Consider the following 19,012-nt stretch of genomic DNA (forward strand, 5'->3'; position numbering starts at 1 on the left):
ATTAAATCCCCCGCACTTCCCTCCCGCCGAATTGCCCGTCTACACTCGAAACATTCCCCCGAGCCATAACGAGAGCGTTATGCCCAGACTGCCGACCGTGCTTTTTTTACTGTCGCTGATCACCTGGACCACAACGGCTGGCGCTCTGACTCTAACCGACGAAGAACGTAGCTGGCTGGACGCCCATCCGCACCTGCGCCTGGGTGTCGATGCGTCCTGGCCACCTTTCGAGTTTCGGGACGACCAGGGCCGCTACCAGGGTCTTGCCGCGGACTATATCGACGTGATTCGGCAACGCCTGTCGGTCGACCTCAAACCGGTCGAGCCCGTCAGCTGGACGGTGGTCCTGGAGCAGGTCAGGCAAGGCAAGCTGGATCTGCTGCCGGGCATCATGTCGACCCCGGAACGCCAATCTTATTTATCCTTCACGCGCCCTTACCTGGACTTTCCGATCGTCATCCTCGCCCACGTGGGGGGCGCCCAGCCGCGCAAAATCGCGGACTTGTACGGGCTGAAAATTGCCGTGGTGGACAACTACGCCCCCCATGAACTGCTGCGCACCCATCCCGACCTGAACCTGGTGGCCATGCCCAACGTCAGCTCGGCGCTGCAAGCGCTGGCGACGGATGAAGTGGACGCCGTGGTCGGCGATCTCGCCTCCAGCGTCTGGAGCCTGCGCCAATTGAAGCTCGACGGCCTGTATGTGAGCGGCGAGACGCCCTACCGCTATCAACTGGCCATGGCCGTGCCCAAGGACAACAAAATACTGGTTGGCATCCTGGACAAGGTCCTGGCGGACATGAGCCCGGCTGAAATCAGCGCCATTCAGGAGCATTGGGTCGGCAATGTGCTGGACCACCGTACATTCTGGTCCGACCTGCTGGTTTACGGCCTGCCGGGATTATTGCTGCTGATCACCGTGCTGGCGGTCGTCATCAGGATCAATCGCCGACTGAGCTCGGAAATTTCCCGCCGGGTCGATCTCGAACAGGAATTGCGCAGCAGCGAGTATCACTACCGCGGCCTGGTCGAGAGCCTTTCGGCCATTGCCTGGGAAGCGCGGATCAGCGACTTCACCTACAGCTACGTGTCGCCGCATGCCGAAGAACTGCTCGGCTACCCGCTCTCACACTGGCTGATCCCTGGATTCTGGCGCAACATCATTCACCCTGCAGACCTGACCCGAGCCCAAACCTTCTGCGACCACGAAGTCCTGGCCGGGCGTGATCACACGGTCGATTACCGCGTGATCACCGCCGACGGTCGCTGCCTGTGGGTACGCGACATCGTCAGCCTGATCGAGCATGGGCACGAGCCGGTGCTGCGCGGCCTGATGATCGACATCAGCGACGCCAAACGCACCGAAGAAGCGCTACGCCTGTCCGAGCAGAAGTTCGCCTCGGTCTTCCAGCAGTGCCCTGACATTCTGGTGATTGCGCGGTTGTCCGATGGCTGCCTGCTGGAGGTCAACGAAGCGTTTGAGGAGCAGATCGGCCTCAGCGCCGAGGAAGTCATCGGCCAAACCGCCACTGACCTGAACATCTGGGGCATCCCCGGCGTCGGGCCGGGCCTGCTGCAGCGCTTGCAGGCAGGCAGCATCCGCAATCTCGAGATGCCCTTTCGCCGCAACAACGGCCAAGTGTTCACCGGCCTGATCTCCGCCGAACCCTTCGACCTGGATGCCACCCCGGCGCTGGTCGTTGTCGTTCGTGACATCAGCCAGCTCAAGGAGACCCAACAGCAGCTGCAAATCTCCGAGGAGAAATTCGCCAAGGCATTCCACGCTTCCCCGGACGGCTTGTTGCTGTCGCGCCAAAGCGATGGCCTGTTGATGGAGGTCAACGATGGCTTCAGCCGCATCACCGGCTTCAACAGCGCGATGTCGGTCGATCGCTCCTCCCTGGAACTGGGCATCTGGGTCAACCTCAACGAGCGCAAGCAGATGCTCGACCTGCTCAACCGCGATGGTTTTGTTCGCGACTTCAGTTGCCACATCCGCCGCAGCGATGGGCAGATTCGCCTTTGCGAAGTGTCCAGCCGGCCGCTGCCGATCGGCAATGAAGATTGCATGTTGACCATCGCCCGGGACATTACCGAACGCCACCTGATGCAGGAGAAGCTGCAACAGGCCGCTACCGTGTTCGAGAGCACCGCCGAGGGCGTGTTGATCACCGACACCCAGCAGCACATCAGCGCGGTTAATCGCGCGTTCACCGAAATCACCGGTTACAGCGAAAGCGAAGCACTGGGTCACACCCCTCGCCTGCTCGCATCAGGTCTGCATGACAGCGCGTTTTATGCCGCCATGTGGCATCAACTGACCGCCGAAGGCCATTGGCAAGGGGAGATTTCCAACCGCCGTAAAAATGGAGAGCTGTACCCCAGCTGGCTGACCATCAGTGCAGTGCGCAACCGCGATCGATTCATTACCCATTTTGTTGCCGTGTTCGCTGACATTTCCAGCCTCAAGCACGCCCAGGCCAAGCTCGACTACCAGGCGCACCACGACCCACTGACCGGCCTGCCAAACCGCACATTGTTCGAAAGCCGGCTGCTGACTGCGCTGAACAACCAGCAGGAAAACGGCGGCCAGGGCGCAGTACTGTTCCTCGACCTGGACCGCTTTAAACACATCAACGACAGCCTCGGCCATCCGGTCGGCGACCTGCTGCTCAAGGGCATTGCCGTGCGCCTCAAAGAGCAGCTGCGGGACATCGACACCGTGGCACGACTCGGCGGCGATGAATTCATCATTTTGCTTCCAGGCCTTCAACAACCCAGCGATGCCGACTACATCGCCAACAAGTTGCTCAATTGCTTCTCGGCGCCGTTCCAGGCCGGTGAACATGAGTTCTTCATCAGCGCCAGCATTGGCACCAGCCTCTATCCCCGTGACGGCAGTGACGTGGCCACGCTGGTCAAGAATGCCGACGCCGCGATGTACCGCTCCAAGGCCAAGGGCCGCAACCGCGTCGAAAGCTACACCCGCGACCTGACCGCCCAGGCCAGTGAGCGGGTAGCGCTGGAACACGAGTTGCGCCGCGCCATCGAGCGCAATGAACTACACCTGCACTACCAGCCGAAGATCAGCCTCGACGACCATCGCCTGGTCGGCGCCGAAGCACTGATCCGCTGGCACCACCCGACTTTCGGTGATGTGCCACCAGAGAGCTTCATTGCCCTGGCCGAAGAAAACGGCATGATCCTGCAAATCGGCGACTGGGTACTGGAAACCGCCTGCCGCCAGATGTTCGAGTGGAATCAGCTCTACCAAAGCATGGGCCCGCTGTCGGTAAACCTGGCAGGCGCCCAGCTGCGCCAGCCCAACCTGCTCGGGCGCATCGAACAACTGCTCAAGGACAACCGCCTCAGACCGGATCTACTGCAACTGGAAATTACCGAAAACTTCATCATGAGCCAGGCGGAAGAAGCGCTGGCAGTGCTGCACCAGCTCAAAAACCTGGGCGTGCAACTGGCCATCGATGACTTCGGTACAGGCTATTCATCCCTGAGCTACCTCAAGCGGCTCCCGCTGGACATCCTCAAAATCGACCAGTCTTTCGTCCGCGGCCTGCCGGACGACCCGCACGACGTGGCCATCGTTCGCGCAATCATCGCCCTGGGCCGCAGCATGCAATTTACCGTGATCGCCGAAGGCGTCGAGACCCAGGCCCAGCAACAATTCCTCGCTGCCGAAGGTTGCGACCAGATCCAGGGTTACATCGTCAGCCTGCCCCTGCCACCCGACGAATTCGCCGCGACATTTCTTCGTACAACAGTTTCAAGCTTTTCGGATAGCACAGCCGAGAAACCATCGTTATAATCCGCGACCTACTGAGGGCCTATAGCTCAGTTGGTTAGAGCAGAGGACTCATAATCCTTTGGTCCACGGTTCTTATGTTGACTTAGGTTTTCGTGCACGTATCCTAGCGACCCGTGCGCCGTAGCATCAGGGCCTCTAGCTCATGTTGGTTAGAGCAGCGGACTTAACGCTTCAAAGCCTAAACCCCTCGGGGCATGGTGATGAGGGAATGGGTTGCCTTGGGGTAAGTTCACTCTGCTCCTTGGTAGAATCGCTCAAATTCGGGGAAGCCTCTGCTTTGGCGTGGTAATCCCGAGCCAAGCCTTGAGTTATCAAGGAAGGTGTAGAGACTGTACGGGCGAGCCGAAAGGTAAGAGACAGTCCAGACCACAAACCTGAAAGGGGCAGTGAAAACTGAAGTGGTACGCATAATCCGTTGGTGCCCGGTTCGACTCCGGGGAGGCCCACCATTTTGAAAGCCAGACCACCCGGTCTGGCTTTTTCGTTATCGCCATTCCGGCTGCCACGCTTCTCATCCCCAGTCTCTGTACTCCGTCATATCGGCGCCATTACTGACCTACATCTGGCCACGGCGTACATGGCGATTCCGTTGCGATTGGTTCACGCTAAAGGAAGCCAGTGATAGCCTTCATACTCATCGCAGCTATTCCAAGGCGGCCCTCGGAGCACCAATGAACAACCTCCAGAGACTTATTGCCTGGCTCTTCCCTGACCGACGCCCTGAGTGGGAGAAAGCGCGTGAGCGCGAGTTCATCGCTGCAGTGAACGGGTTGAAGACCCTTTCGGTGACTGACCGAGGTGGCATGGCCATCGACCCCGAAGAGCTTCGCGAGCAAATAGTCGCCTCACGTGAGCAGTTGAAGCATCTTGTCCACAAACCAGGAGCGCCTAGCCAGCCATTTAAGGCCGTGGCAGACCTCCAGGTGGAACGAGAGGCGAGTCCCGCCGTAGAGGCTCCAGTCGGTGCCCTGGATTGTATTGAGGTGGTGGCTTGGCGTCGGCTTTCCAACGGAGCAACAGTGCGTTACGTTTGCCTTCAGTCTACGAGCACCGGTGGTTACGCTGTCGCGACGGCAAGCCTGTTCTTAGGTAGCACGGAGAGTCTCCCGCCTTGGGTCGACGCCAACACAAACAGGCAAGTCGCAAGTGCCCTACAGAGCCCTGTACCCCAGTGGTTTACGACTGTAAGAGAGGCGATGGATGCTTGGGATGCAGAGCTCTGATGGCTCAATTAGGAAAGACTCACTGGCACCAAGGCCCCCAGGTAGGTGGATTCTCGATGATATCGATGGATGTACTGAGCTCGTCCTGCATGTGCTCGAAAACCTTATCTAGGCTCGGATGAGCTTTCGATTCTCGCAACTCGGTTACAAGCTTCAGTAGCTCCCGCCCAACCGGGTCGATCCGATGCTCGCTTGAAGGAAACGCTCCCTCCAAGGCTGCGGGATATTGAGCTCCAAGACTATGTCGATGCCGGAACGGTGGCGTTCCACCGAGACAGAATAACGAACCTCATTGAGCTCAGGTGGCTTATCGTTATGGAGGGTATCGTTTCGCTCCTTGTGGTCGAGGTCATCAAGGATGGCTAGTGCTTCGGATGCCTTCGGATCGCCTGGGGGAAGGCTGGCAAGCAACCACAGTGCCTTTCGCCTAGTGGCCTCTAGCTCGCGGAGTTCATCCTGGGTCATTTCAGCTCCCTCCGGGTTGGTTTGAAGCTAGGCAGCGGTGATGGCGTGCCGCCGTTGGCGGAGGGCTGTCGTGAACCGAGCCGTGGCAAGCCACGTCTCGGCCCTACGGGCTACCATCCCGCACGCCTGCGCGCTCCGCTTGCATAGATCACCGGGGCTATCGCTCAATATCAGACACAACTGGAATAGAGGGGTGGTGGATGGGTTATCTTCTTACGGCAGCAGCTCCGTGATTCGTGGGTGGCACTGCCATAATGCCCCGTCACGTGATGTTTCTCTCAACCATCCTAGGGATGGCTTACTTAACACTCATGGAAGGCGCCAAGGTGTCCCAAGCAGGCTTATTCACCTCGCGATCCCAGCGTCGACTTTTCCTGACGTTAAGCTGCGCTCTCATACTCATTAGCCTCTGTGTGGCTCTTAGTATCGCGTATTGGGCGCAAGCTACCCCTTTCTGGGGCACGCTAAATAACTTCCTGATTTCCATTGTGGCCAGCGGCGCGTTCGCGGTGTTCTCAGTCCTATTCATCGATTTTTTCGCAGACCCCGTGCAGGAGCACGACAAGATTGTGGTGCTTCCCCAGGACATCGGTATGCATCTGTCCAGGATCGCAGGAGAAGCTACGGATTACCGAGTTTACGTACGCACTGGTCGCTATTTCCGATCCGCTGTCCTGCCAAAACTCCTTGACCGCGCCAGGACGAGCAGACGGAAGATACGAGTAGAAATAGTGCTTTTAGACTTCCGAAACGAAGAGGTATGCAAACGGTACAGCGAATACCGTAGTAGCGCGTCCTTCGACACCACTCTTTGGGGTATTGAATACATCCAGACTGAGATCTTGGCGACAGCACTGGGAATTGCCAAGCAGGCGATTGAGAATCCGACGCTGCTTGAAGCACACCTGTTTCTCAGTTGTCGTCTATCTACCACCCGTATAGAGGGCAGCGCGGATGAGATCTTGATCACCCGTGAAGATCCAAAAGACTTCGCCTACAGGTTTCATAAAAGCCACCGCGACCACTCAGCATACCTAACCGAGTTCGAGTGGATACGGGATAGCGCCTCCGCCATTGCCTTGCCTAAAGTACCTGTTAGCGGAAGCCTATGCGAAGCTGTGTTTGGTCAGGATGCACTCGCGCTACGATTGGAATCAGCTGCCATTGCCGCCGCGACATCAAAGCCTCCATATGGCCGCTAACCTTGAATCGCTGCTCCAAGCAGATCGTGCATGGGACGCCGGTGTCTCCGAGCTATTGACCGCTCTGCGGCAATGGATTGGGGAGACAGCTCCGCTATGCCTACGCCACCCCCACGGCTTTTATGTGCTGCCTTTAAAACTGATAGATGAAGAAGAGTGGCGTCTGCATCTGTGGCCGAATGGGAATCGTGAGATCAAAGGAATGCCTGCTCGGATTCACACCCATGACCGCCACATTGACAGTCGTATCCTGTTGGGGGGCTTGACCAATATTTGCTATGACGCCCATGCCGCAGACGTTGATGGCAAGCCCGTTTACACCGTTGCATACCACGGCGACAAATATCAGAAGACCACGACTAACCGCCTCCAGCGATCAGCTGAGACACTACATCTAGAAGAGGTGACGCGCAGAGTTCTTGTCGCTGGCGAGTGCTACAGAATTGAGCGTCATACCTTTCATGAGGCCCAGGTGTCGGAAGCACTGACCACATGCACGCTAATTCGCATGCATTCTTACGAACCCGGTGCCATTAGGGTCGTGGGGATCGAGGGGTACCCGGACGAGGTCGCGTTTGAGCGCGAACAATTTGAGGGCAAACTATTTCTTCACTTCATATGAATCCATCACTGCCAACGCCAAGCGCTAATCCCGATATTTCCAGGTAAACGAACACTCTCATGACCCAGCCGCTGTTTGATTTTGATCTCAAACGCGTGTCACGCCAGCAATACATGACCGGGATGTCCGGTAAGTGATTTACCGTGTCGGCGCTGATTGAAAACTGACCCACCCTGCCGATTGAAAATTGACCCAGGGCGGATTGCTGATTGTTGCATCAGCAATTGTGGATAAGCTTAGCAGCAGTGTCCCGCTGACATCGGCACTAAGCCCCACCGCATGCAGGCATGCGGCAGGGTATTCCCGGTGTAGATCAAAACGGTTCATCGTCCTCTGTACCGTCATTGTCCTTGCGCTTTCGCTCACGTAATTTGATCTTTGTCTGGGCGACCAAGCTGCTGTGTTGCAGACGGTAGGACTCGTTGCCTGTTTCGACGATATGGCAGTGGTGCGTCAGCCGATCCAGCAACGCCGTGGTCATCTTGGCGTCGCCGAACACACTCGACCATTCCGAGAAGCTGAGGTTGGTGGTGATGACCACGCTGGTGTGCTCGTACAGCTTGGACAGCAGGTGAAATAACAGGGCACCACCGCTCTGGCTGAAGGGCAAATACCCCAGTTCATCGAGTATCACCAGGTCTGTCCGTAGCAGCCCTTGAGCGATTCGGCCGGCCTTACCCTCGTACTTTTCGCGCTCCAGCAAATTGACCAGATCCACCGTGGAGTAGAAGCGCACGCGTTTGTTATGCGTCGTGATCCCGGACACGGCCAAGGCGGTGGCCAGGTGGGTTTTGCCGGTTCCAGGCCCGCCGATGAACACGACATTCTGCGCGGTATCGGTGAACGCCAGGTTGGACAGATCCCTGACCAAGCGGGCGTCTGCGGTGGAGGCGCTGAAGTCGAAGCCTGCCAGATCACGATGCATGGGGAGTTTGGCCATGTTCATCTGATGATTCACAGAGCGTACGGCGCGATCTGCATGTTCCTGTTGAAGCAGGTGTTCGAGCAGCCATTTCGACGACGCCGTCGAGGCTTCGCCTTGGGAGGCCAGTTCTTCCCATGCGCTGGCCATGCCATGCAGACGCAGTTCTTTGAGTTCCGCCATAAGATCACGCATTGCGAGTCTCCTCATCGGTGGCACGGAGCCGGTCGTAGCGCGCCGTATTGGCGACAGGCGCTACCTTGAGTCGAAGGCTGGTTTCGGCGGATGGAGGGGCTGCGGTCGATGTCAGTCGAGCCAGGACATTCAGGATGTGGTCGGCGCTCAGGCTGCCCGACTCAAGCACCAACTCCACCGCCACCAACACGGCATCGAGCCCGGCGATGGGCACCGCCGCCAGTACCTGCGTCATGACTCGGTCACCATTGCTGTGCCGTCTCAGACCGCGCTTGAGCAGCAGCAATGGCTTCGGCAGATCGGCAAACGGCGCGCCATTGCGCAGCGCTCCAGGCTTGCGTTCGATAAGCGGGATGTAATGCTGCCAGTCAAAACTGACCTGATCTCGATCAAAGAGGCGCTCGTGACTGGCAATCATCGTTTCATCGGCGATGACCACCACCCTGGAAGGATACAGACGGCTGCTGACCCACTGGCCGACCCGCTCACACGGCACCGAGTAGCGATTTCGCGCCACGCTGATCAGGCAGGTGCTGGAGACCCGCACGGTGCGCTCGACGTAGCCGTCAAAGGCCGTGGGCATCGGCATCATTTCCACCCGCTCTAGCTCCAAGACCTCTGCCACCGTCAGCCCGTTGTACTGCGGATGCAGCAGCTCGCTCCAGAGTGCACGACAACGCTGGCCAAGCCAGGCATTCAGTTCTTCGAAGGTGTGAAACATGCAGTCTTGAGCGTCGAGCCAGATGCGTCGCCGGCTGTCTTGGACGTTCTTTTCAACGATGCCCTTTTCCCAACCCGAGGCGACGTTGCAGAAGTCCGGATCGAACAGGTAGTGCGCGCACATCACGGAAAACCGGGCATTGACCGTGCGGCCTTTGCCCTTGCTGACCTTGTCGACAGCCGTTTTCATGTTGTCGTAGATGCCACGACGCGGCACCCCACCTAACGCACCAAACGAGCGGGTATGGGCATCGAACAGCATCTCGTGGCCTTGGCTGGGATACGCAACCAACCAGAACGCGCGACTGGCGCACAGCTTCATATGGGAGACCTGGATGCGTCGGAACAGGCCGCCGATCAGCAGACCTTCTTCGCTCCAGTCAAATTGAAAAGCCTCGCCGAGTGCGAACGTCAGCGGTACGAAGGCCCGTAAAGACTTTCCTTGCTCACCGCGCCACGCGCGGATGAAGGCGGTGAGCTGGCTGTAGCCGCCGTCGTAACCCTCGGCCTTGATCTGCTCGAAGAGTGCTTTGGCGCTCCTGCGGTTGTGCTTTGCCCGGAACGAATCGGCCTTAAGCGCCTGCTCCAGCGTCTGGTGAAACGGACTGAGTTTGTTGAAGGCTGCGCAGCGCTGGTACGCCGGTTGAGTGGCTTCGGGCGCTCTGACCCATTTTCGGATGGTGTTTCTCGACAGCCCGGTACGCTTGGCTATCTGATGCAGCGACAGCTTGTCGCGAAAATACATGCGCCGAATTTTGCCCATCATTTCCATGCTGATCACCCTGTGTTCTCCTGCTCAAAAATTGAGCAGAAGCAGTTGAACACCTGGGTCAGTTTTCAGTCGGCAGAACAGCCTTTACTGGGTCAGTTTTCGGTCAGAGGCAACATTCTAGTACGCCAGAGGAATCCTATCCACTCGATCTCGATACTTATCCAGGATTTTTGCAGACGTACTTTCCGCCGCGACGCCAAGCTCCTCCAGCTTGACGCGAACAGGAACAGACAATCAACGCCGGGTGTTTCCGCTTTACGAACACACAGCTCATCTCCCGGAGCTACTTCAGCTACGCTTTTCTTTCCACGGAGGAAATCGCGATGCCCAGTTCAGACCTGCTCCCATCTCTGCTATTCAAGATCAATCAAAACCAGTTAGCCCTCGAGGCCGCCATCATGGAACTGACGCTGTGGGTTGAGCAGCGCGGATCTGCAGAGGTAGCTAGCAACGTTCGAGGTGCGTTGGACACCATCAGCAAGAACGAAGAGTTCATCAGCATGACTCTCGCGGTGCTCATGACGCCAGAGTAACCAGCCACGATCTAGGAATAGGATCACCAATCGGGCTCTGGCTCTGTACCCAAATGAATCGACATAATCAGCGCACGCCGGTAGTGCAACGGGGTGGCGTTCAACTCGAGGGACAGAAGTCGGTCAGCCGCACCAACCAGGGCGTCAATCCGCTCGCGGGGCATTGCTATATACGCAAACAACCGTGTCCCGCTTGCTGTCATAGACCCTATTCCTTTGGGTGGGTCTATGTCTTGCATCAATCGAGGATCTGCGTAGAGCTGGCATTCAACCTCTGGGTATTTGAAGCTCTCCGGGTAGAGAACTTCGCCCTTCAGCGTCAGGATCAGATGTTCATGATAATGACCTTCGTTAGCCCTCAAATTATTGGGCTGGGCTAGGCTTAGCGACCACGTAAAATCCCACCCGGACAACTTGATTTGATAAAGGGCTCGTTGCGTTTCGCGCCGAGGTCGGCCTCGTTGAGTTTTAGGTTTTTGCTTGGCTGTAGGAGACATAGTGATATCCCTCAGAAACGGCCAGCCAATGGAAAGGACTAGCTCCCTACCGGGTTGACCTCAAAGCATAGTCGTAGCGAATACTGGGCTGCTGCTCCTAATTCTTAAAGGTGGTAAACGCCTGTTGGTCGCGAAAGCCTTTGATCAGGAATTTTGCGGGGCAACGGCGCGCCGATGGATCAGTGGATCTGCCGAGCAAGCACTACGATCTAGACTTCACCCGACCACTTGGGAGGGGAACATCCGCTCGCAAACCAATCAATGAATATCCAATGTCGGGCATACCCACGTGCTGCCATTACAGCATAATGCCGCCCAGTTTTACTCATAATCGTGCTCCGCACCGCGTCAGCAACCGCCAAGCACTGCAAGGAATTTCAAATAATGTCGCAAGCCTCCAACAACCTGGCCGCCTACATCTGGTCTTTAGCCGATTTACTCCGTGGTGACTTTAGACAAAGCCAGTACGGTCGTATCATTCTGCCGTTCACCTTGTTGCGTCGCCTCGAGTGCGTGTTGGAGGCGAGCAAGGCGGCGGTGCTGGCGGAGCATGCACGCGTCCAGCAACTTAATACCTCCGAAGAAGCCCAGGAAAAACTGCTCCTGCGTGCCAGCGGTGGGCTGTCGTTTTTCAATACCTCGAAAATGGATCTATCCAAGCTCGGTGAATCCGGTATCAAGGCCAACCTGGAGTCCTACCTGCAGGGCTTTTCCAAAGATGCACGGGAGATTTTCGAACACTTCAAATTCACCGAGTTTCTCGGACAGCTGAACGATGCCAACCTGCTCTACAAGGTTGTGCAGAAGGTACGGAATACGGACTTAAGCCCTGCTGCTGTTTCCAACCACGACATGGGCCTGGTGTTTGAAGAGTTGATTCGCCGATTTGCGGAAAGCTCGAATGACACCGCTGGGGAGCACTTTACCCCGCGCGACATCGTGCGGCTCACCACCTCCCTGGTGTTTATGGAAGACGATGATGCGTTGACCAAGCCCGGCATCATCCGAACCATTTACGACCCAACAGCGGGTACTGGAGGTTTTCTATCTTCAGGCATGGAATACGTACATGAGCTCAACCCACATGCGGTGATGCGCGCCTATGGCCAGGAACTCAACCCTGAGAGCTACGCCATCTGCAAAGCGGATATGCTGATCAAGGGGCAGGACGTCAGCAACATCAAGCTAGGCAATACCCTCTCGAACGACCAGCTTTACGCCACTGAATTTGACTACATGCTCTCCAACCCGCCCTTTGGCGTGGATTGGAAAAAGATCGAGCAAGAGATCAGTGAAGAGCACACGCAAAAAGGTTTCAGTGGACGTTTTGGCGCAGGTTTGCCACGGGTCAGCGATGGCTCCTTGTTGTTCCTAATGCACCTGCTCAGCAAGTTGCGCGATGGCTCCCAGGGTGGCGGGCGGATTGGCATCATTCTCAATGGATCACCGTTGTTTACCGGCGGTGCCGGCTCTGGAGAATCGGAAATCCGCCGCCACATTCTCGAAGCCGATTTGCTCGAAGCCATCGTCGCGCTGCCCACCGACATGTTCTACAACACCGGTATTTCAACCTATGTCTGGGTGCTATCGAACAAGAAAGCCCAGGAACGCAAGGGCAAGGTACAGCTGATCAATGGTGTGAACCTTTGCGGAAAAATGCGCAAATCCCTAGGCTCCAAGCGCAATGAAATGGATGAGCGAGATATCGCCACTGTGATCCGCGCCTTCGGAAGCTTTGCCGCAATCGATGCCTACGAGCTAGACAAACAAAACGCACAAAAAAGCAATCGCGGTCGCCAGTCAGCCAATCCCAAAGCCGAAGCGGCCAAAACCTTCGCCAGCAAGATTTTTAGTACCTTTGAATTCGGCTATCGGCGTATCAGCATTGAGCGCCCGTTGCGGCTGTCCTGGCAGTTCAGTGACGAACGGGTGGCCACCTGTCGTTTCGCTCCCGGCGCCCTCAACAGTGCCATGCAGTGGCTCTACCAAGAGTACAGCGCAGTAGAGGGTGAGAGCTGGGATGATAGTGATACCTGTAAGCGTTACGGTGATCTGAGCGCACACGAAGACGCTATTCGCCGTTACTTCAAGCTGCACTTCGCCGATCTAAAAGAGAAGCACATCAAGGATCTGCTCAACAGAACAACGTGGATGGATCAGAAGCGACTGTTGCTCAAAGCAAGAGGCCTGCAGGCAGTTATCGGTACTGCCCAGCACGACGACTTAAACATCTTTGACGACGCACTCAAGGCCGCCTGCAAAAAACAGGGTATTGCCTTGGACGCAAAAGAAAAAAAACAGATTATCGATGCTGTGAGCTGGAAGAACCCAGCCGCCGCCAAGGTCATCAAGAAGATTCACAAAACCAAAGCCAGTCCCCTATATGGCTTGTTTGCTGTCAACGGCGAGGTGCTGGAGTATCAGGCCGACAGCGACCTGCGCGACAACGAAAACGTAGCGCTCGATCCGACCCAATCCGTTGATGCCGTTAATGAGGCTTACTTCCTCAAAGACGTGCAACCATACGTGCCCGACGCTTGGATTGATGCCGGCAAAAAGGATGCTAAGGATCAACAAGTTGGTATAGTTGGTTATGAAATCCCTTTTAATCGACATTTTTATCAATATCAACCACCAAGGGATTTGTTGGAGATCGATGCGGATTTGGATGCCGTGTCAGCAGAGATTATGCAACTACTGCAAGAGGTGCATTCCTGATGGCGGGGCGATATAAACCGTATACAAAGTATAAAGACTCAAATATTGATTGGATAGGCCGCGTGCCAGAGCATTGGAGCGCTAGTTATCTAGGCTTCGAGTGTTCTGTCAAAGCAAGACTGGGCTGGAAAGGACTTAAGGCTGAAGAGTACGTCGATGATGGTTATGTTTTTTTAGCAACGCCAAACATCAAAGATAGTGAAATTGATTTTAGCAATGTCAACAGGATCACCAAAGAGCGCTACGATGAATCTCCAGAAATAATGCTAGAAAAAGGTGACGTGCTTGTCACCAAAGATGGCTCTACGACTGGAACAACGAACATTATAAAGATGCTTCCAGAGCCGGCGACTGTCAATAGTTCAATTGCAGTATTGCGTAGCAATGGAAATATAATAAGTGAATATTTGTACTATTTTTTTGTGTCTGAATACACACAGAATCTTATTAACAGAATGCGCGGCGGCATGGGTGTCCCCCATCTGTTTCAAGCGGATCTTCGAAAATTTGACATATTAATTCCTGCCAAACAAGAACAGAAAGTTATCGCGAATTTTCTCGATCACGAAACCGCCAAAATTGACACCTTGATCGAAAAGCAAAAACAGCTTATTCATCTACTTAAAGAAAAACGCCAGGCAGTAATTAGCCGCGCGGTCACTAAGGGATTGATTCCCAATATCGAAATGCGCGACTCAGGCGTTGAATGGATAGGCGAAGTCCCGAAGCATTGGAAAGTAAGTAAATTTGGTTATGTTTCAATGGTCGTAAGAGGAGGTTCTCCGAGGCCGGCGGGAGATCCTGCGTTATTCAATGGTGATTACTCCCCTTGGGTCACCGTTGCAGAAATAACTAAGGATGATGAAGTTTACCTGACTCAGACAGAAACATTTCTGACTAGGAAGGGCAGTGAGCAGTGCAGAGTTTTTTCCTCTGGCACACTACTGATATCAAATAGCGGGGCAACTCTCGGAGTACCAAAGATATTATCCATCGATGCGAATGCAAATGATGGAGTTGTCGGCTTTGAGAACCTGAAATTAGATCGCGAGTTTTGCTATTTTTACTTGTCTGTCTTGACCGAAGACCTCAGAGAAAGAATAAAGCAAGGTTCTGGCCAGCCAAATTTGAATACTGATATAGTTAAAAATGTCGCTATCCCTATTCCTCCGGAAAATGAAGTTACTGAGATAGTGGCGTTGATACGGAATACGCGAAACCAATACGCCAATTTGATGGCCAGAGCTAGCGCTGGCATTGAACTACTTCAAGAACGCCGTACCGCCTTAATATCTGCCGCAGTTACCGGAAAAATCGATGTAAGAAACTGGGTCGCACCAGAGGAAGCTCAAACCAACAAGGAGGTAGCCGCATGAGTTCATTGGGTGGTGGAAAGGCCAACGAGCTGACGTTCCAGAATAACATGCTCCAGCATCTACTGGTTAACGGCTGGCTGCTGGGCAAAATGGAAAACTACAACCGTGAACTGGCCTTGTACCCCGAAGACCTACTGGGTTTTGTCAAAGAAACCCAGGATGAACAGTGGCAAAAATTCTGCGCGCTCTACCCGAGCAACCCAGAGCACCACTTTCTTGAGCGTGTTGCCACCCAGCTGAATAAAACTGATCCCAATGCCGCCAGCAAAGAAATGCGCACCTTCGGCACGCTGGGAGTGTTGCGCCATGAACTGCGTCACCGTGGCACCCGGTTCAGTCTGTGCCAGTTCAGACCTGAACACGATCTAAACCCCGATACCTTGGCTCGCTACGCTAAGAACCGCTGCCGTGTCGTGCCTGAGGTGGTTTATTCACCCTGGGCAAGCAAAGAACATCTCGAACAGTCCGGCAGCAAGGCCAAAGCCTGGCGAATTGACTTGGTGCTGTTTGTAAATGGCTTGCCGGTCGCCACACTAGAGCTGAAGTCCGAATTCAAGCAGGCTGTGCACAGCGCCATTAAGCAATACAAAACCACACGCTTTGCGACAGATCCTGTCACTAAGAAGCCCGAGCCACTACTGACCTTCAAGCGTGGTGCTCTGGTGCATTTTGCCGTGAGCCAGTACGAGGTTTATATGGCCACGCGGCTGGAAGGCGCGGAGACGTTCTTCCTACCATTTAACAAGGGCACCACTGTCGGCGGTGCCGGTAATGATGTGCCAGCAGACATCAACCAGTACGCCACCGATTATCTGTGGAACGAGGTGCTGCTGCCCGGCAATCTGCTGTCGATTCTCGGGCACTTTGTGCATCTGCAAATCGAAGAGAAAGAAGACTGGGAAGGCCGTAAATACAAAAAAGAAAGCCTGATTTTCCCGCGTTATCACCAGTGGGATGTGGTGAGTAAACTGGTCACTGCCGCTCGCACCGAAGGCCCTGGCCATAAGTACCTGATCCAGCACAGCGCTGGCTCCGGTAAGTCCAACTCGATTGCCTGGATAGCGCATCAGCTGTCGGCGCTTTACGACGCGCATGGCTGCAAACAATTCAACTCCGTGATTGTGGTGACAGATCGCACGGTGCTGGATGATCAGTTGCAAGACACCATCAACCAGTTTGAACATGTCGATGGCGCGGTTGGCCGCATCAATAATCAGGAAGGCGACGGCTCGAAATCAGAGAAGCTGGCAGCCGCACTGGAAAACTCACAGCCGATTATTATCGTCACCATCCAGACCTTTCCCTATGTACTGCGCGCAATCGAGAATAGTGTCAGCCTGAAAGAGCGCAGCTACGCAATCATTGCCGACGAAGCCCACTCCTCGCAAACCGGCTCTACAGCGCGTCAGCTGAAAGAAGTGCTGATGATTGAGGCCAAGGCTGATGGTGAGGACGAACTCAACTCTGAGGACATCCTCGATGCCGCCGTGGCGTCACGCAAGGCGTCAAAAAACCTGAGTTACTTTGCCTTCACCGCCACGCCGAAAACCAAGACGCTGGAGCTGTTTGGCCGTTTGCCCAATCCGGAAGAGCAACCCTCTAAAACCAATAAGCCCGAGGCCTACCATGTGTACAGCATGCGTCAGGCCATTGAAGAGGGCTTTATTCTGGATGTGCTGAAGAACTACACCAACTACAAGGTGGCCTACAACCTGGCACAAAAAATCGATAAGGCGGATCAGGAAGTCGAAAGCAAAAAAGCCAAGGTCAAGCTCAATCAGTGGGTGCGCCTGCATGAGTACAATATCGCGCAGAAGGTGCAGGTAATCGTTGAGCACTTCCGAAGCAACGTCATGGGCCTGCTGGGTGGGCAAGCCAAAGCCATGGTGGTCACCAGTTCTCGCAAAGAAGCCGTGCGCTACAAGCTGTGTTTTGACAAATACATCGTCGACAAGAGCTACCAAAAAATCCATGCCATGGTGGCGTTCTCGGGTGAGGTGGAATTTACCGAGAAAGACCCGAACGCTGTCGCGCTACTCGGCACCAAATATACCGAGAGCAACATGAACCCTAACCTCAAGGGTCGCGACATGCGTAAAGCCTTTGATAGCGATGATTATCAGGTGATGATTGTTGCCAACAAATTTCAGACCGGCTTTGACCAGCCCAAGCTCTGCGCCATGTACGTGGACAAAAAGCTCGGCGGCGTGGAGTGTGTACAGACCCTGTCGCGCTTGAACCGGACTTATCCGGGCAAGGCGGAAGTCGGCACCTTCATCCTGGACTTCTTCAACGAGCCGCAGGAAATCCTCGACTCGTTCCAGCCGTATTTTCAGACGGCAGAGCTAGCGGATGTTTCCAATCCAGACTTGATCTTCGATCTGTTTGAGAAGCTCAACGCCGCTGGTATTTATAAATCGACTGAGGTTGAGCAGTTCTGCGCGGCCTTTTTCGTCAAAAACAAAAGCAATGCGGCGATTGCCAACATTTGCAAGCCAGCGGTCGAGCGCTGGACGAAAAGCTACAAGCAGGCGGTTGAGGCCTACGCGCACTCGAAAGAAATATTTGAGCGGATTAAAAAGACCCAAGATGCGGTGTTGATCGCCAACGCGGAAAACGACCTCAAGGAATGCAAGCAAGCCAAGGACGCCCTCGACATCTTCAAAAAGGATCTGGGCACCTTCGTGCGCTTCTATGAATTCATGTCGCAGATCGTCGATTACGATGACAAACAGTTGGAAAAGCTCAGCCTGTACGCGCGCAATCTAAGCCCGATGCTGCGCGAAACCGCTGTGGACGAGGATGATATTGACCTCAACAGTATCGTGCTCAGTCATTACCGCGTTTCAAAAATACGCCAGCAAGACCTGAAGCTCATAGAAGACGCGCCCGACTATAAATTGGTGCCAGGTGAGGGGCTTGGTTCCGGAACAGCAAAGGACATCAAGGAAGAGCTGCTTTCACAGATATTAGAACGGCTCAACGAGCTGTTTGTGACTGATCAGCTGACTGAGAAAGACATGGTGAATTACGCCTACACCATTCGTGACAAGGTCAGTGAAAACCAATTGGTCATGCAGCAACTGGCCAACAATACCGCCGAGCAAGCACTGCTGGGCAACTTTGCCAACGCGGTAGATGACGCAATTATGGACAGTGGCGATGCTCACCAGAATCAGATGATGCAATTGTTATCTGACCCGGCTAAAGCTAGTAAATTTGCGAAGGTGGTTTTTGATTTACTTAACTTGACGGCGTAATGACTGGCTGGCCAAGTCAGGCCCGTGAACTCATCGATGCCAGTCGAAAAGGGACTTTAAATGTCGATCCTGAATTTCAACGTGCACGCCAAGGGTGTTGCAGACAAACCCGGCGAAAGGCTATCCAAAACCAATATGAAAATGGCAATCCTACACAAAGGGGGGCTCTTCGCCCTGGCTATGAGTGCGTTTGCACCGTTGGCAATGGCAGATAACTACGAACTCAGCGTGACGAGGAAGAGTGCCAACCTTTATAAAGTGGATGGGAAAGAAATCTTTATTCGCACCCAATACTGCTACGAATACGCTTACGGTGAGACCGCAATCCTCGAAGCCTATGGGACAGTTGGCGATCTAAAATTTCTCGACTCAAGCTCTGAATGCCCAGTCAAAGCAATTTTTGGTAAATCAAAGCAGACCGCCGGGAAATACGTAGTCCAAGTTAGACAAGACAATGACGACTGGTATGAAGTCTATCGGCAAGGCGTCTACATCCATACCGACGGCTGTTTCAGCATGGCGATGACCGAAGATGCGATCCTCGATCTCTCTGCCGGAGGCTACGGATCCCTCATAATTGATGGCGAGCAATGTTCAGTGGAAGGCGTCTACTCGAAGCTGAAGCTCTAGATCGGTCTCGCGATTTCGAAGCAGGTCAGAACGTCCGCTACGAACCTCGTGCCG

General features: G+C 54.7%; 11 protein-coding genes. 8 read left to right on the forward strand and 3 right to left on the reverse strand.

The window, feature by feature from the left end:
- The first annotated feature begins 79 nt into the window (after window positions 1-79).
- A complete protein-coding gene (locus tag HYI44_RS19305) occupies window positions 80-3,823 on the forward strand; it encodes an EAL domain-containing protein (RefSeq protein WP_225570216.1) in 3,744 nt (1,247 codons plus the stop codon).
- 1,376 nt (window positions 3,824-5,199) lie between these two features.
- Here HYI44_RS19305 and HYI44_RS19320 read toward each other — a convergent pair.
- Window positions 5,200-5,511 (reverse strand): hypothetical protein, encoded by a 312-nt coding sequence (locus HYI44_RS19320; protein WP_225570283.1) that lies wholly within the window; start codon window positions 5,509-5,511, stop codon window positions 5,200-5,202.
- A 254-nt stretch (window positions 5,512-5,765) separates the two neighbouring features.
- Here HYI44_RS19320 and HYI44_RS19325 point away from each other — a divergent pair, with 254 nt between their 5' ends.
- Window positions 5,766-6,713: a hypothetical protein gene (locus tag HYI44_RS19325; protein ID WP_225570219.1), complete on the forward strand. Its 948-nt coding sequence runs from the start codon at window positions 5,766-5,768 to the stop codon at window positions 6,711-6,713.
- Entirely contained in the window at window positions 6,703-7,335 is a 633-nt protein-coding gene (locus tag HYI44_RS19330; RefSeq protein WP_225570220.1) for a hypothetical protein, read from the forward strand. Before HYI44_RS19325 ends, HYI44_RS19330 begins: the two co-directional genes overlap by 11 nt.
- A gap of 313 nt (window positions 7,336-7,648) precedes the next feature.
- Here the strand turns inward: HYI44_RS19330 and istB are convergent, their stop codons facing one another.
- Together istB and istA are read right to left on the reverse strand one after the other, a co-directional pair.
- Window positions 7,649-8,452, reverse strand: coding sequence for an IS21-like element helper ATPase IstB (gene istB, locus HYI44_RS19335; protein ID WP_225570221.1), 804 nt, complete (start codon window positions 8,450-8,452; stop codon window positions 7,649-7,651).
- A complete protein-coding gene (gene istA / locus HYI44_RS19340; RefSeq protein ID WP_225570281.1) occupies window positions 8,445-9,944 on the reverse strand; it encodes an IS21 family transposase in 1,500 nt (499 codons plus the stop codon). Before istA ends, istB begins: the two co-directional genes overlap by 8 nt.
- Before the next feature lie 323 nt (window positions 9,945-10,267).
- Here istA and HYI44_RS19345 point away from each other — a divergent pair, with 323 nt between their 5' ends.
- The 5 genes from HYI44_RS19345 (at window position 10,268) to HYI44_RS19365 (ending at window position 18,958) form a co-directional block, all read left to right on the forward strand.
- A complete protein-coding gene (locus HYI44_RS19345; RefSeq protein WP_225570222.1) occupies window positions 10,268-10,477 on the forward strand; it encodes a hypothetical protein in 210 nt (69 codons plus the stop codon).
- Between the two features lie 878 nt (window positions 10,478-11,355).
- The gene (locus HYI44_RS19350) at window positions 11,356-13,692 is read left to right on the forward strand and encodes a type I restriction-modification system subunit M (protein WP_412548500.1); all 2,337 of its coding nucleotides are present in this window, start codon (window positions 11,356-11,358) and stop codon (window positions 13,690-13,692) included.
- Between the two features lie 62 nt (window positions 13,693-13,754).
- The gene (locus HYI44_RS19355; RefSeq protein WP_225570224.1) at window positions 13,755-15,068 is read left to right on the forward strand and encodes a restriction endonuclease subunit S; all 1,314 of its coding nucleotides are present in this window, start codon (window positions 13,755-13,757) and stop codon (window positions 15,066-15,068) included.
- Window positions 15,065-18,328: a type I restriction endonuclease subunit R gene (locus HYI44_RS19360; RefSeq protein WP_225570225.1), complete on the forward strand. Its 3,264-nt coding sequence runs from the start codon at window positions 15,065-15,067 to the stop codon at window positions 18,326-18,328. The genes HYI44_RS19355 and HYI44_RS19360 overlap by 4 nt, the downstream gene beginning before the upstream one ends.
- Before the next feature lie 60 nt (window positions 18,329-18,388).
- Window positions 18,389-18,958 carry a hypothetical protein gene (locus HYI44_RS19365; protein WP_225570226.1) on the forward strand — a complete coding sequence of 190 codons (570 nt, stop codon included), beginning with the start codon at window positions 18,389-18,391 and terminating at the stop codon, window positions 18,956-18,958.
- The last annotated feature ends 54 nt before the right edge of the window (window positions 18,959-19,012 follow it).

Source organism: Pseudomonas sp. Y24-6 (assembly GCF_020295325.1).
Classification (GTDB): Bacteria; Pseudomonadota; Gammaproteobacteria; order Pseudomonadales; family Pseudomonadaceae; genus Aquipseudomonas; species Aquipseudomonas gregormendelii.